This is a genomic window from Roseiarcus sp. (genome assembly GCF_049514155.1).
Lineage (GTDB): Bacteria > Pseudomonadota > Alphaproteobacteria > Rhizobiales > Beijerinckiaceae > Roseiarcus.
In genome coordinates, this window is record NZ_JBEKVH010000097.1 from 1 (window position 1) to 15,453 (window position 15,453).

The 15,453-nt window shown below is 68.5% G+C and carries 12 protein-coding genes; 1 reads left to right on the forward strand and 11 read right to left on the reverse strand.

Translation table 11 applies throughout. The features are described 5' to 3' along the window. On the reverse strand, nt 1–445 hold a 445-nt coding region (locus ABSF49_RS14075; RefSeq protein ID WP_424113283.1), incomplete at its 3' end, for a DsbA family oxidoreductase. A gap of 77 nt (nt 446–522) precedes the next feature. Continuing rightward, complete coding sequence (locus tag ABSF49_RS14080) at nt 523–2,310, reverse strand: extracellular solute-binding protein (RefSeq protein WP_424113284.1); 1,788 nt, start codon at nt 2,308–2,310, stop codon at nt 523–525. Between the two features lie 239 nt (nt 2,311–2,549). Here ABSF49_RS14080 and ABSF49_RS14085 point away from each other — a divergent pair, with 239 nt between their 5' ends. Then, nucleotides 2,550–3,314, forward strand: coding sequence for an invasion associated locus B family protein (locus tag ABSF49_RS14085; RefSeq protein WP_424113285.1), 765 nt, complete (start codon nt 2,550–2,552; stop codon nt 3,312–3,314). Between the two features lie 111 nt (nt 3,315–3,425). On the opposite strand, the gene hspQ is transcribed toward ABSF49_RS14085, so the two are convergent. The 9 genes from hspQ to ABSF49_RS14130 form a co-directional block, all read right to left on the reverse strand. Next, nucleotides 3,426–3,758, reverse strand: coding sequence for a heat shock protein HspQ (hspQ, locus tag ABSF49_RS14090; protein ID WP_424113286.1), 333 nt, complete (start codon nt 3,756–3,758; stop codon nt 3,426–3,428). A gap of 74 nt (nt 3,759–3,832) precedes the next feature. Further along, nucleotides 3,833–4,879, reverse strand: coding sequence for an HpcH/HpaI aldolase/citrate lyase family protein (locus ABSF49_RS14095; protein WP_424113287.1), 1,047 nt, complete (start codon nt 4,877–4,879; stop codon nt 3,833–3,835). A gap of 104 nt (nt 4,880–4,983) precedes the next feature. Then, on the reverse strand, nt 4,984–6,729 hold the full coding sequence (locus ABSF49_RS14100; protein ID WP_424113288.1) for an AsmA family protein: 1,746 nt from the start codon (nt 6,727–6,729) through the stop codon (nt 4,984–4,986). Between the two features lie 123 nt (nt 6,730–6,852). Next, nucleotides 6,853–7,581, reverse strand: coding sequence for a DUF2865 domain-containing protein (locus ABSF49_RS14105; RefSeq protein WP_424113289.1), 729 nt, complete (start codon nt 7,579–7,581; stop codon nt 6,853–6,855). Between the two features lie 191 nt (nt 7,582–7,772). Beyond that, nucleotides 7,773–8,693 (reverse strand): SMP-30/gluconolactonase/LRE family protein, encoded by a 921-nt coding sequence (locus ABSF49_RS14110; RefSeq protein WP_424113290.1) that lies wholly within the window; start codon nt 8,691–8,693, stop codon nt 7,773–7,775. A gap of 96 nt (nt 8,694–8,789) precedes the next feature. Further along, the gene (locus tag ABSF49_RS14115) at nt 8,790–11,915 is read right to left on the reverse strand and encodes an efflux RND transporter permease subunit (protein ID WP_424113291.1); all 3,126 of its coding nucleotides are present in this window, start codon (nt 11,913–11,915) and stop codon (nt 8,790–8,792) included. Between the two features lies 1 nt (nt 11,916). Then, nucleotides 11,917–13,134, reverse strand: a complete 1,218-nt coding sequence (locus ABSF49_RS14120) for an efflux RND transporter periplasmic adaptor subunit (protein ID WP_424113292.1) — start codon at nt 13,132–13,134, stop codon at nt 11,917–11,919. A 357-nt stretch (nt 13,135–13,491) separates the two neighbouring features. After that, nucleotides 13,492–14,313, reverse strand: coding sequence for an EcsC family protein (locus tag ABSF49_RS14125; RefSeq protein WP_424113293.1), 822 nt, complete (start codon nt 14,311–14,313; stop codon nt 13,492–13,494). A gap of 90 nt (nt 14,314–14,403) precedes the next feature. Then, nucleotides 14,404–15,228 (reverse strand): undecaprenyl-diphosphate phosphatase, encoded by an 825-nt coding sequence (locus ABSF49_RS14130; protein WP_424113294.1) that lies wholly within the window; start codon nt 15,226–15,228, stop codon nt 14,404–14,406. Nucleotides 15,229–15,453: the final 225 nt, after the last annotated feature.

Below are 15,453 nucleotides of genomic sequence, written 5' to 3' on the forward strand. Positions count from 1 at the left end.
CGCGCGCGACCGCGATCAGCAGCTTGCGGTCGCCGATGTCGCGGCCTTCCTCGAAATAGAGGCGGAACAGGCGCTCGACCACCGTGTCCTGCTTGTCGCCGACGCTCGCCCAGCGGATCAGTCGGTGAGCGTCGAGCGTGTTGGGCGCGCGCTCGATGCGGTCGAATGCGTAGGCGATGCCGACCTGTTCGCCCATGTCGGTCAGGCGGTCGTGGATCGCGGCGAGCTGCGCGTCGTCGTTGAACTTCGCCTTCATATAGGCGCGGCGATCCATGCCGCTGGCCGGTATCGACGGGTCGAGCTGGTACGGACGCCACCGCACGGCGATCGGGGCGCCGTCGCTTGCCCGGATCGCCGCGTCGAGCCGTCGTTTGCCGAGAAAGCACCACGGGCAGACCACGTCGCTGACGACGTCGATCGTCAGGGGCTCGGCGGCAGCGTTCATGACATGACTCCAAAAGCGCGCCTGAGCGCTGTTGCAATTATGTAGGCGCGGCGGTCGGCCGCGCAACTGCGCCTCGATCAGGGCTTCGCGCGCCACCACGTCTCAGTCGCGACGCCGAACAAGGGCGTCTTGTTGGGATGGCCAAGCGCCGAGGAATATGCGACCCACTGATCGGGCGCGTAGAACAACGGCACGATATAGAATCCCGACAGCAGCAACCGGTCGAGCGCGCGGACCGCGGCGACGAAATCGTCGCGATCACGCGCGGCGACGACGGCGGCGATCATCGCGTCGATCGCCGGCGAAGCGGCGCCGCAGATGTTGTAGGAGCCCTCCATCGTCGCGGCGGCCGAGCTCCAGCGGTTGCGCTGCTCGTTGCCGGGCGAAGGCGAGGCGATCCACGAGCCGATCGCCATGTCGAAGTCGAAGCGCGCGCGGCGGCGCTGGAACTGCACTTCGTCGACCAGGCGCACCGTCGCCGTCACGCCGATGCGCGCCAGGCTCGCCGAATAGGCGAGGGCGAGCCGTTCCTCCTGAAGGGTCTTGACCAGGATTTCGAAGCTGAGCGGGCGGCTGCGCGCGTCGACCAATGTCTCGCCGCTGAGCGCGTAGCCGGCCTTGGCGAGCAGATCGAGCGCCTTGCGCGCGAGCGCGCGGTCGCGCCCGGTGCCGTCGGAGACCGGCGGCGCCCAGCCTCCCTCGAGGATGTCGTCGCGCACTGCGCCGGGAAACGGCGCGAGCAGCGCGCGCTCCTTGGCCGAGGCCGGCCGGCCGGCCGCGGACAGATCGCTGTCGTCGAAGAAACTCTTCGAGCGCTTGTAGACGCCGGCGTAGAGGTTGGCGTTGATCCACTCGAAGTCGAACATCGTCGCGAGGCCTTCGCGCGCGCGGGGATCGGCGAAGATCGGCCGGCGCGCGTTGAAGGCGAAGCCGGAGATTCCTTTCGGCAGGCCGTAGGGCACGGTCTCGCGCAGCACGCGTCCGTCGCGCGCCGCGGGAAAGCGATAGCCGTCGCGCCAGCGGGTCGGGTCGTCCTCGATGCGGAAGTCGATCAGCCCGGCCTTGAAGGCTTCGAACATCGCCGAAGCGTCACGATAATAGTCGATGCGGATCTCGTCGAAATTGTAGAGGCCGCGGTTGATCGGCAGGTCGCGGGCCCAGTAATTGGGGTCGCGCTTCAGCGTCAACCTCTGGCCGGGCGCGACTTCGGCGACTTTGTAGGGGCCGGCGCCGACGGGGATCTGCAGCGTTTGGTCCTCGAAATGCGCAGCGTCGGTATGGGCGCGCGGCAGCACCGGCATTAGCGCGAGGATCAGCGGCAGCTCGCGGTCGTCGGCCCCGGCGAGGTCGAAACGAACGGTCAGGTCGTCGGGCGCGTCGGCGCTTCGGACCAGGGCGTAGGCCTCTCGTTGCGACGGCAAGCCCTTGGCCTTCAGCAGGTTGAAGGTGAAGAGGACGTCGGCGGCGACGATCTTCGTTCCGTCGGAAAAATGCGCGCGCGGGTCGAGATGGAAGACGACCCGATCGCGCGCGTCGTCGGTCTCGATCGACTGGGCGATGAGGCCGTAAAGGGTGAAGGGCTCGTCGGCCGAACGCGCCATCAGCGATTGGTAGACGTTGCCGACCAGGCCCTGCGCCGTCGATAGGGCCTTGACGTTATAGGGGTTGAGGCTGTCGAAGGCGCCGAGATAGGCGAGCGCGAGCCGGCCGCCCTTGGGGGCCTCGGGATTGGCGTAGGGCAGGTGGTCGAAATCCGCCGCCAGCGCCGGCGCGCCGTGCATGGCGATGGCGCCGGCCGCCGGCGCCTGGCCGTGCGCCGCGCCGGCGAGCGCGGTCAGGGCGACAAGAATCCCGAGGAATCGCATCGCTCCATCTTAGGGGGGCGCCGGCGGCCCGTCACGGCGCGGCGCGCCTGCCACAGGTCGTCGTCTTCTGCTGCGGTAGGCGAAATTTCGGTTGGATTGTCGTTGCGAATGTGGAAAGAGGGCGCCGAAGGCGCGAACGCGGGCGCGCGCCCCTATATGGCCGCAATGACGCGACATGGGACGCAGCGCCGCGCCGAACGCGGCCGAGTGCTGCTGATCACCGATCGAAAGGACGATTCATGACCTTCCCGTTCGAACGCCGCGGCGCCTTGATGCTGGCCGCCGCGGCGGTCCTGGCGGCGAGCGGCGCCCTGGCGCAAACGAAGCCGGCTCCGACGCCGAGCGCGACGGCGGCCCCGGCCGCGCCCGCCGCCCCGGGGGCCCCGGCCGCCCCAGCCGGCGCGCCGTCCGGCCCGGTGAAGCTCGACCTGACGCCGATGCAGGCCCCTTGGACCAAGATCTGCGGCAAGGACCAGACTTCGGGCAAGGAGGTCTGCTACACCACCCGCGATTTCGGTCAGGCCGCCGACCAGCCGCCGACCTTGGCGATCGCCGTCTATCAGATGACCAACGAGGATCGCCGCATCGCCCGCTTCCTGCTGCCGGTCGGCCTGTTGCTGCGTCCCGGCTTCCGGCTGGTGATCGACAAGGGCGAGCCGATCGACGGCAAGTTCGCGATCTGCTTCCCGAACGGCTGCTTCGCCGAAGCCGACCTCAACGCGAAGACGATCGGCGACCTCAAGAAGGCGCAGATCGCCAGCGTCATCGTCCGCAACCAGGCGAACATCGAAGTGACGTTCAACCTGCCGATGAAGGACTTCGGCGCGGCGTTTGACGGCCCGGCGGTCGATCCCAAGGTGCTCGAGCAGCAGAACCAGGAGCTGCAGAAGCAGCTTCAGCTCCGTGCGGAAGAGCAGCGCAAGAAGCTCGAGCAGCAGCAGTCGAGCGGCGCGCCGCCGGCCGTGGCGCCCGCCCCGACCGCGCCCGCGACGCCTGCGCAGTAAAACAGGTCGGGCGCCGCGGCGCGGGCTCTGCCGCCCGCCGCCGCGGCCACGCAAAAACGCCGGCCCAGGTGGGCCGGCGACGAAGCAACGCCGATCAAGCTTAGCTTTGACTCAGCAAGCCATCGGCTTGTTGCGCAAGCGGTATTCGCCCTTTTCGGTGCGCACGAACATCTCGTCGACTTGCGGGTGGCTGATCGGCTCGCCCGACTCGTCGGGCAACAGGTTTTGCTCGGAGACGTAGGCGACGTATTGGCTGTCGGTGTTCTCGGCGTAGAGGTGGTAGAACGGTTGGTCCTTGGCGGGCCGCACCTCTTCGGGGATCGAACGCCACCATTCCTCGGTATTGGCGAAGGTCGGGTCGACGTTGTAAACCACGCCTCGAAACGGGTAAACGCGGTGGCGGACAACCTGACCTATGCCAAACTTTGCGACGCGGGCTTCCATCGACGCTGGAACTCGTTGAATTTTATGCGTCCACGGCTACGCCCGCGGCTGGGGGCTGTCAACGCCGCGGCGTTTCACAAGGCATAGCGCTCGGCGAGGGCGGGGTCCTTGGCCGCCACCTGGCGGGCGAGGTCGATGATGACTTTCGCCTGTTTCCAGGTCGCATCGTCCTGCATCTTGCCGTCGATCATCACCGCGCCGGCGCCGTCGGGCATCGCTTCGAGGATGCGCTTGGCGAAAGCGACCTCGGCCGGATCGGGCGAGAAGACCTTCTTGGCGATGGCGATCTGGCTCGGGTGGAGCGTCCAGGCGCCGACGCAGCCCATCAGGAATGCGTTGCGGAATTGCGCCTCGCAGGCGGCGGCGTCGGCAAAATCGCCGAACGGCCCATAGAACGGCTTGATCCCGTTGGCGGCGCAAGCGTCGACCATGCGGGCGATCGTGTAGTGCCAGAGGTCCTGCTGGGCGCTTGCGCGCGGGCCCCCGGCTTGGTTTGCGTCGGCGAGCACGCGATAGTCAGGATGGCCGCCGCCGACCCGCGTCGTCTTCATCGCCCTCGAGGCGGCGAGATCGGCCGGCCCGAGGCTCATGCCGTGCATCCGCGGCGAAGCGGCGGCGATCGCCTCGACGTTGTTGACGCCTTCCGCCGTCTCGAGGATCGCGTGGACGAGGATCGGCTCCTTCAGCCCGTGGCGAGCCTCGAGCAGCGCCAGATATTGGTCGATGAAGGCGATGTCCCAGGGGCCCTCGACCTTCGGCAGCATGACGACGTCGAGCTTGTCGCCGACTTCGCCGACGAGCCGCGTCATGTCGTCGAGGAACCACGGCGAGTTGAGCGCATTGACGCGCGCCCACAGGCCGGTCGAGCCGAAGTCGGTCGCGCGCGCCATGGCGACGAAGCCCTCGCGCGCCGCCACTTTCGCTTCGATCGGGATCGCGTCCTCGAGGTTGCCGAGCACGACGTCGACCTGCGCGGCCAATGCGCCGATCTTGGCGCGCAACTTGTCGATGTGCGGCGGCACGAAATGGATCATGCGCTCGACGCGCGCGGGCGGCTCGCGCAGCGGTCGCGGCGCGCCGATCGCCAAAGCTTCGTAGAACTTGCGCGGAACTCTCGTCATCGCTTCGCCGCACGTTGGGAGGGGCGCGGAATCGATAGGGCCAATCGCCGGTCCCGGCAACTTCGCCGATCGCCGCCGGCGGTTCGACTTTGGTCGGCCCTCGTTCAGCCGCCGGGCGCGACCGAGACGTTGGGCGCCGACCAAGGGCCGGAGAGGATGATCGTCAGCCGCGCCGCGTCAGACGAGGGCGCGCCTTGAGCATCGGTCTGGATGGCGCGCGCCTGCGCCTGCCAGGCGCGGTTGGCGATGTCGATCATACCGCCGAAATCGATCGTCGTTCCCGGCCCTTCGATGCGTCCGTCGTCGATCGTCGCCGCGCCGTTGGCGACCGTCAGGCGCATGTGTCCGCGGGAGAAATGCGTCGCCCCGTTGCCGAGATCGCGGGCGACGTCGACCAGGCGGCGCTGGCTGCGGCGCAACGCCTCCTCGACGCTCACGCCGTCGATCGCGCCCGCCGTCAGCGTCGCGGTCGCCTGCCCGGAGAGCGAAAGGATGGAGTCCGAGGCGGCGAAGCCGGTGGCGCGCAAGTCCGCCTCGATGTCGCCGCGCCCGTGGAAGCCGCTCCAGCCGAGATCGGCCAAGGCCGCGCCGAGGTCGCCGTCGGCAAGCGAAACCGTCGCCTGCGTCGTCAGGCCGCGCGCGCCGCGCGCCGCCGACAATTGTCCTTTCAGCGTCCCTTGGTAGGCGTTGGCTTCGTGCAGGGTCGCCGTGCAGGCGCCCGCCTTGCACATCAGCGATCCGGCGGCGTCTGTGACCGCGTAGTCGCGCCATTGCAACCGCGCGGCCGAAAGTCGCAAGTCGAGGTCGAGATCAGTCGGCGGCGCATAGGCGAAGGGAATCTGGCTCCAATCGCCCGAGGGCGTCAGAAAGGCGGGCGGCGGCCCGGTCAGCGCCGCGAGGTCGAACTGATCGGCGGCGAGCGTGCCTGAGACGGCGTAGCGGCCGCCCTGGCGGGCGAAGGTCAAGGCGCCGTCGAACTTTTGTCCGGAAGCGGTCACCGCCGCCTCGCTCAATGTCACGGCTTCGCCGGCGGCCTGGGCCTTGCCGGACAGAGAAAAGGAATCGCCGAGCAGGAATGGCGCGCCGTCGCCGCCCAAGAGCCGCTTCAGCGCGCTGAGCGAGCGGATCTCGGCGCTCAGCGTTCCGGCGAAGCTCGACTCGCCGCCGCCGCCCCATGACCCGTCGGCTTCGAACTGGAGCGGCCGCGAGGCGACGCTCAGCGCGACGCCAGTGGCGCGGCGGCTCAGCGCATCGCTCGGATTATCGACGCGCCCGCGGATCGTGACGCGCTCGTCTCGCCAAGCGCCGACGAGCGCAACGCGCAACGGCGCGTCGGCGCGCGGCCAATCGAGGCCGCCGTCCAGGCTTTCAATCAGCGTGTCGAGACGGCGCGAGGCGCTGACGACGTGCAAGACGCCGCCGCGCAGGCGCACGTGCGCCCATGCGCCGGAGCCGCCGTCACGCGAGTCTTCGGCGACCGCGCGCTCTTCGGCCAGCGCCGGAGCGGCGTCGAGGTCGACGAGGGCGGTCGGATTGTCGAGGGTCGCGCCAACCGGCAGGAAGCGGCCGCGCATCAGGGCGAAGATCGACAGCGGGAACCGCGCCTCGGACGCGGTCAGCACATTGCGGCCGTCGGCGGCGACAAGATCGACGCCGACGACGCGCAGGGTCGGCCACGGCAACAGCACGAATGTGACGCGAGCTGGTCCACGCCAATGCAGGCCGATCGGCGGCGTGGCGCGATTGAGTTCGGCGGCGACACGGACCGAGGCCATCGGCCAGCGGTAGACGCCGGCCAACATTGCCGCAACGGCCGCGGCGGCGATCGTCCATTTCACGCTGCGACGCATCCGCGTTTGTCGCTCCGAGCCTCCCGCGCCGCCAACGCGCGTCCTCCCGCCGGCCGCACGACCGGCCGGCCGAGTCGCCGCGCCCTTGTTAACACTTTGGCGGCGCGGCACGAAGCCTCCCGGTCAGCCGCCCCCGCCGGCCGGGGCCTCGAGAAACCGGATCTCGCCCGCCGCCGCGCTCGCCGCGCGTCGCGCTTCGCCGATCGTCGGGGCGTCGGCTTCGGTTGCGTCGGGCGGAATCGCCGGCGTCAGCGCGCCGAGTTCGGCCCGCCGCGTCGCGCCGAGCGGCGCCGCATCGACCGGCGTGAACGCCTCGGCGCCGTAGGGCGCGCCGCCGCCGCCGCCGCGGAAGACGACGACCCCGTCGGCGGTCATCACCGCGTCGCCGCTCTTCAACGTCGGGTCGCGCCAATAGGCGAGTCCCGGCTCGCCGGCGCGGCGGCAGCCGCAGGCTGGCGCGGCGGCGGAGCGATAGCGAAAGGCGGCGGGCAAGGCGGAGTAGGGTTCGCCGCGGGCATTGGCGGCATCCTCGATCCGGTCGGAATGGGCGGGCAGGAAATAGAGCGCGACGCCCGCCGAGGGACACAGAGCGCGACAGACGGCCTCTGCGTCCGTCTCCGCGGTCAGTCCGGCGGAAGCAGGAACGGGAAAGAAGTAACCGTCGCACAGCCTCACGCAGACCGGCTGCGGCGCGGGGCCAGGCGTAGGGACCGCTCGCGACGCCGGAGCGCGCGGCGCGACCAACGGCGCCAGTTCGAATCCGCCCGCGATCCCGCGCTCGCCCGCCGCAGCGCCGTGCGGCGCCGAGACGAGCGCGAACGCGACAATGAAGGCGACGCCTCTGACGGCCACGCGCGACGCTCCACGGCTTGCCGCCGGGCGCGGCGCGCCCGATTGGCTAACAAAGCGTTAAAGGGGTCGGGCGGGTTGAAGCAATTGGATGCGCGCCGCTTGGTTAGCGGGCAGCCGCGCAAAAGCTCGCTCTCCACGCCAGGAATCGCGTCTATCCCTATGAAGCAGAGTAAGAAAACGGCCGCCGCGCCTCAGCTCGGCCAGCTCGCGCCGCGCGCGTTGACGTAGATTGCGTATAGCGAACTCGTCGCGCAGATGTAGAGGCGATTGCGTTTGGGGCCGCCAAAGCAGACGTTGGCCGTCACTTCCGGAACCTTGATCTTGCCGATGAGGGTCGCGTCGGGCGCGTAGACATGCACGCCATCCGCGGCCGAGGTCCAGACGTGGCCCTTTGCGTCGACGCGGAAGCCGTCGAACAGGCCGGCGGTGGATTCGGCGAACAATCTGGCCGGGCCGAGCGAGCGGCCGTCGGCGCCGACTTCGGCGACGCGGATATGGCGTGGGCCGTTCCTGAGGTGGGAAGCGCCGGTGTCGGCGATGTAGAGCAGCTTCTCGTCGGGCGAAAAGGCGAGGCCATTGGGCTTGACGAAATCGGTCGCCGCCGCCGTGACCGCGCCGCCCTCGGGATCAATGCGATAGACGTGGCTGGCGCCGATCTCCTGCGGCGCGGCGTCGCCTTCGTATTCGGAGTCGATGCCGTAGGTCGGATCGCTGAACCAGATCGAGCCGTCCGACTTCACCACCACGTCGTTGGGCGAGTTGAGGCGTTTGCCCTCGAAGCGGTCGGCGAGCACGCGGCGCGTTCCGTCATGTTCGATGCGCGAGACGCAGCGCGTGCGATGTTCGCAGCAGACGAGCCGCCCCTCGCGATCGACGCTGTGGCCGTTGTGGTTGTCGGCCGGCGAAAGGAAGACCGAGACTGCGCCGCTGGTCTCGTCGTAGCGCAGCACCCGGTTGTTGGGGATGTCCGACCAGACGAGATGCTTGCCCGCCGGCAGGTAGGCGGGTCCCTCCGCCCAGCGGCAGCCGGCATGGAGCCTTTCGAGGCGGACATTATCGAGGGCGAGCTTGGCGAAGCGATCGTCGAAGATCTCGATTTCCGGCGGATACATGCGTTTCCTCACGTCCCTGCGGGTTCGTCGATCGCGCCGCCGCGCCTCAGAATGGTTGCGCCTTCGCAATCCGACCGGCAACGCCGGCGCGCCGCCTCACTCGGCCGCTGCAGCCAGCTTCTCGGATGTCGCCGCGGCGGGTTTGCGCACGGTCTGGCGTCGACCGGCGAGCGCGGAGTCGATCTTGTCGAGGTAATAGTAGACGACCGGCGTGATGTAGAGCGTCAACAGTTGCGAGACGCACAGGCCGCCGACGATCGCGACGCCGAGCGGCTGGCGCAACTCCGAGCCGGCGCCGGTGCCCAGCGCGATCGGCAGCGCGCCGAGCAGGGCGGCGAGAGTCGTCATGATGATCGGCCGGAAGCGGATCAGCGCCGCCTCGCGGATCGCCGCCAACGCTTCCATGCCGCCCTCGCGCCGCCGCTCGAGCGCGAAGTCGACCATCATGATCGCGTTCTTCTTGACGATGCCGATCAGCAGCAGAATGCCGATGATCGCGATCACCGACAGGTCCAGGTGGAACCAGCTCAGCGCCAGCAGCGCGCCGATGCCGGCCGACGGCAAGCCCGAGAGGATCGTGATCGGATGGATGTAGCTCTCGTAGAGCACGCCGAGCAGGATGTAGATCGTCAGCACCGCCGCCATCAACAGCGCGCCTTGGCCGGCGAGCGCCTGCTCGAACAACTGGGCGTTGCCGGCGAAGCCGGTGATGATGCTGACCGGCAGGTTGACCTTGCGCTCGACCGTGTGGATGGCCTCGATCGCCTGGCCGAGCGACATGTCGGGCGCGAGATTGAACGAAATCGTCACCGAGGGCTGCTGCGACTGGCGGTTGATCTGCAGCGGTCCAACCGTGCGCCGCATCGTCGCAACCTCGTCGAGCGGCACGAGCTGGCCGGTCGGCGTCGAGACCCGAATGCGGCCGAGCGCGCCCGGATCTTCCTGGAATTTGTCGCTCGCCTCGAGGATCACCTCGTAGTCGTCGGCCTCGGTGAAGATGGTCGAGATCTGGCGCGTGCCGAAGGCGTCGTAGAGTGCGGTGCGCACCGCATCGGCGGTGATGCCGAAGGCCGCCGCCTTGTCGCGGTCGATGTCGACCCGCCACTGCGGGTTGTTGATCTGCAGGTCGCTGTTGACGTCGCGCAGGCCGGGTAATTGCGTCATCGCCTGCTCCATCTCCGGCGCCTTGGCGTAGAGCGCGTCGATGTCGCCGGACTGCAGCGAGTATTGGTATTTGGCGCGGGCGATGCGCCCGCCGGTGAAGTCGAGGTTCTGCACCGGCATCAAGATGGTGCGGATGCCGGGGATCGTCGCCGTCGCCGTGCGCAGACGGTTCATCACGACTTCCATCGAGTCGCGCTTGTCCTTGTCCTTCAAGCGCATGAACAGGAAGCCCCGGTTCGTCGCGCCGCCGAAGCCGACCGCCGAAGTGATCGACGCGACCGCCGGGTCGCTCTCGATCAAATGGCTCACAGCGATCTGCCGCGCCGACATCTCGCGGAAGCTGGTGTCGGCCTGGGCCTCGGTGATGCCGCGCAGGAAGCTGGTGTCTTCCTCGGGGAAGAAGCCCTTGGGGATCGAAGCGTAGAGCGAGACCGCGATATAGCCGGTGGCGAAAGTCAGCAACAGCGCGATGAATCGATGGCGCAGGACGAAATCGAGCGAGACGCGATAGGCGGCAAGCAGGCCGTCGACGAAGGAGTCGGAGAGGCGCGCGAACAGTCCTGCCGCCGCGCCGTGCTTGGGGGCGGAGAGGATTCGCGCGCACAGCATCGGCGTCAGCGTCAGCGAAACGAAGCCGGAGACGAGGATCGCAACAGTGATCGTCACCGCGAATTCATGAAACACGCGACCGACGACGCCGCTCATCAGCAGCACCGGAATGAACACCGCCACCAGCGAGAAGGTGATCGACAGGATGGTGAAGGCGATCTCCTTGGATCCCTTGAGCGCCGCGTCGAACGGCCTCATCCCGCTCTCGATGTGACGGGTGATGTTCTCCAGCATGACGATCGCGTCGTCGACGACGAAGCCGACCGACAGCGTGATCGCCAGCAGCGAGATGTTGTCGATCGAATAGCCGAACACGTACATGAACGCGCAGGCGCCGATCAGCGACACCGGCAGCGCCAGGGCTGGGATCAGCGTCGCCGAGGCCGACTTCAAGAAAACGAAGATGACGACGACGACCAGAGAGATCGACAGGCCGAGGGTCAGCTGCACGTCGTCGATCGATTGGCGGATCGACACCGATCGATCGTTGAGCACTTGCGCCTCGACCGCCGGCGGCAGTTGCGACTGGTAGTAGGGAATCTTGGCCTTGACGTTGTCGACCACCTCGACGGTGTTGGCGTCCGACTGGCGAAAGACGGCGAGCACGATCGACGGGTCGTGGCCCGACCAGCCAGCGATCTGCTTGTTCTCGACCGAGTCGTAGACGTTGGCGATCTCGCTCAGTCGCACCGGGGCGCCGTTATGCCAGGCGACGACCAGGTTCTGGTAGTCCGCCGCGCGAACCATCTGGCCGGTGACGTCGACGGTGACATTCTGGCGCCTGCCGAGCAGCGCCCCGACCGGGGTCGACGAATTGGCGGCGGCGACCGCGGCGTTGACCTGCTCGAGCGTGAGCCCGCGCGCCGCCGCTGCGTCGGGGTCGACCGCGATGCGCACCGCGAACTTCTGCCGGCCGAACACCAGCACTTGGGCGACGCCGGAAATCTGCGAGATCTGGTTGGCGAAGACCTGTTCGGCGTAGTCGTCGACCTGCGACAACGGCAAAGTCTTCGACACCAAGGCGATGAACAGCACCGGGCTGTCGGCGGGATTGATCTTCTGGAAGCTCGGCGGCGCGGGGAGCTGCGGCGGCAGTTTGCGCAAGGTCGCCGAGATGTTCGACTGTACGTCGAGCGCCGCCCCGTCGATGTTGCGATCGAGGTCGAACTGCATGACGATGTTGGTCGTACCTAGCGCCGACGACGAGGTCATCATGTTGATGCCCGGGATCGTCGCGAACGCGCGTTCGAGCGGGCCGGCGACCGACGAAGCCATCGTGTCGGGGCTGGCGCCGGGTAGGGAGGCGCTGACCGAGATCGTCGGGAAGTCGACGCGCGGCAGCGCCGAGACGGGAAGCTGACGATAGCCGAACAGGCCGAAGACCACGAACGAGAGCATCAGCAGGCTGGTCATCACCGGCCGGCGGATGCAGAGTTCGGGAAGCGTCATGTCAGCTCGCTCCGCCGGCGGCGTTGCGCGCTGCGACTTTGGCGCCTTCGGTGAGCAACAGCGCGCCGTCCACCACCACCGTTTCGTCGCCGGCGAGGCCCTTAAGGACGATTGTTTCGCCCTCCTGAGTGCGGCCGACCTCGACCGGCTGCAGATGCGCGGCGCCGTCGACGACGGTGAAGACGTAATTGCCGCTCTGGCCGATCAGCACCGCCTCGCGCGGCACGACGACGGCGTTCGGTTCGGCGCCCATCGTCAGCGTCAGGTCGCACAATTGCCCGGGCCACAGGATCTCGTCGGCATTGTCGAAGATCGCGTGCGCGACGATGGTGCCGGTCGTCGGATCGACCGAATTGTCGACCAGCGCGAGCTTGCCCGGCGCATGCCGCGTCGAACCCTGCGGCGTCGCTTCGACGGTTGCGCCCTCGGCCATCGCCTCGTGCAGGGCCGGCAACAGCGACTGCTGCACCGAGAAGGCGACGTAGATCGGCGAAATCTGGTTGATGGTGGCGAAGACGCCGGCGGCGCTGTTGTCGGAGGCCTTGGCGACGTTGCCTTGCTTGATTGCGACGACGCCGACCCGGCCGGAGATTGGCGCGGTCACCGTATACCAGCCGAGCTGCACCTCGAGGTTCTCGATCGCCGCCTGGTCGGCGAGGATCGCCGCGCGCCCGCTCGCCTCCGCGGTCCTGGCGTTGTCGAGATTGAGCTGCGGCGTCGCGGCGCGGGCGACGAGATCGGCGTAACGCGTCACGTCGCGCTGAGCCTGTTCGAGCGCAGCCTGGTCCTTGGCGAGCTGCGCCTTGGCCCCGTCGATCTGGGCCCGCACTTGCCGCGCGTCGAGCTCGATCAGCGTTTCGCCAGCTTTGACCGCCGCTCCGTCAGCGACCACCACCTTGTCGACCGTCGCGTCGAAATGCGGCCGCAGCGCCACCGAGGCGATCGCCTGCGCCGTGCCGATCTCGTCGAGCTTCCACGGCAGGTCCTTGCGCGCGGCGTGGCCGACGACGACGACCACGGGCGGCTTCGACGGGGCTGCAGCGTTCGGCGCGGCGACCGCTCCTGCGCCCGATCCGATCGGCAGCAGCCGATGCAGGCGCATGGCGAGCGGCCCGGCGACTGGCCACAACGCTCCGACCGCGACGGGGTCGTAGGCCGCGTAGAGGCCGGCGACGACAACGGCCGTCGCGATCAGCGCGGCAAAGCGACGAACTCGCATCTCGGCTCGATTCCGCGTCCCCAATCCGCCGAGCCACATCCCGCCCCGGGGCGGAAATCGCGACGGGACTAGGTCGCCCTTGCGGACCGGTAGAGCGTAAACCCCCGCGCCTCAAGGGTCTATACGCTCACATGGACGTGAGCGGGCCTGTCAAACGGCCTCGCCGACGCTCGCCGCGCCGCCAAAGATCCGACCCGCCGAGGCGCGACCGCCGGACCCTGGGCGCCGGGCGGAGGGACGAACGCGACGCTTGGCGGCATGGAACGAAGGCGAAGCGCGCGCCTCTACGATCGAGGCGGTTCGCCGCGCCGCGCCGACTCGCCGCCGCGCTGCGTACAACCGTTGCGCGAGCGGAACTCAAGCCGCGCGGGCCGACTCGCTGCGCAGCCGGCGATACTCGAACTGCACCGCCTCGGGTCCATGGCGGCGCTCGAGGCGTCGGACGATGAAGTGACCGCGCGCCAGGGTCTGAAAATGTTCGGCGAAGGCGAGATTGACCGCCGCGCCTCCGATCGCGCCGACGATCGGCACAGCCTGGGCGGCGAATTTCTCCCCGGCGACGACGCCGAACCGCGCGGCGATCTGGGCGATCAGTCGGGCGATGAGCGGCGCGCCTTCGCCGGCGAGGCCGCGCCCGGCGAGAAAGCGCGCGCTTTCGGCGACCGAGCGGGCGAGCGCCGCCCGCACCGCGAGATAGCCGCCCTCGATCGCCGCCTCGCCGGGTTCGCCGCCGAGCGCGAAGACCTCGAGGCAGGCGAGCGCCCCTTCCGGTTGCGCGGTATCTTCGCCTTCTTCGCGCGCGATCTGGGCGATCGAGCGCATCAGGATCGCAGTCGAGACCGACAGCTCGACCGCGGTCGCGACGGGACCGAATGCCCCGCCGATCGCTCCCGAAGCCGCCGCCGCGGCTTTGTGGGCGCCGCGGGCGGCCTTGGCGGGCGAGTCGTGGTCGATGGTTTTCAGCGCGACGGCGAGAGCGGCCCTGAGCGCGCGTTCAGCGAGGCGGCCGCCCAAACGGCGCAGCGACTGGGGCAGATTGCGGCCGATCGTTTCAACGCTGCGGCCGAGCCGCTCGGCGAGGCGGGCGGCGAAGCCGCCGCCGTCGAGGCAATGCGCGGCGAAAGCGAGTTCATCGAGCTCGGCGCTCGACAATCGGGACGGCATGACGACGACGGTCAAGGGACTGCGCCTTCCGGTTCGGTCAGGCCACGGCTTGGCGCCGTCGCCGTCGTCATGTAGGGCGGCGCGCCGCGTTCACCAAGGGCGGCCTCAGGCGATGGCCATCACCGCCAGGCTGATAAGCCCGGCCGCCGCGCAATAATAGGAGAACGGCCGCATTGCCGAGATTTCATGCGTATTAAAGTAACGCATGAGGAAAGCGAGGCTGAGGAAGGCGACGACGCCGGCGACGACGCCGGAAAGGATCGCCGCGCCGCCGAGCGTCGCGCCCTGATGCATCAGTTTCGGCGCTTCCAGGACGGTCGCGCCGAGGATGATCGGCGTCGCCATCAGGAACGAGAACCGCGCCGACGCCTCATGGCTGAGGCCGGCGACGACGCCGGCGGCGATGGTCAAGCCGGAACGCGAGAAGCCCGGGATCAGGGCGAAGCATTGCGCGACGCCGACCGCTAACGCGCCCTTCCAGTTGAGCTCGTCGAGCGAGGCGGCCGCTTTGCCGGCGATCTGGTCGGAGAAATAGAGGACGAAGCCGTTGGCGATGAGAAAGAACGCCGCGATCTCGGCCTTGCCAAAGACCTCGGCGAGTCGCTTCTCGAGGGCGAACCCGACGACGACGGCTGGGATTGTCGCGAGAACGACGAGGAGGAAAATGCGGCGGTCGGCGGCCGAGCGCGGGCTCGATCGGCTGAGCAGCGATCCGCCGAAAGCGAACCAATCGCGCCAGAAATAGAGGAACAGCGCGGTCGCCGTGCCCAGATGCATGACGACGAGGTAGGGCAGAAAGTCCGGCCTCTTGATGATGTCGCCCCACCCCAGGAGGGGGGGCAAGATGACCGCGTGGCCGAGACTGGAAATGGGGAACAGTTCGGTGACGCCCTGCAGGACGGCCATAACGACGGCTTGGAAGGCGGTCACGCGCTGAACCCCGCGAGTTCGAGGGAAGGTCCGAAAAGGCTTCCCTTATTACAATCGCCGATTCGTGTCCCGCGCGCGACAGTTTCGTCCACAGAGAGGGCAAAAAGAAAACGCCGGCGAGGCGGCCCTCGCCGGCGTAAAAAGCGTTGGTTTTTGTGCGGCTTACTTGAGCGCGGCGCCGACTTCGGCGAACTCGCTCGACAGCTTCGTGCCGAGGGCCGACAG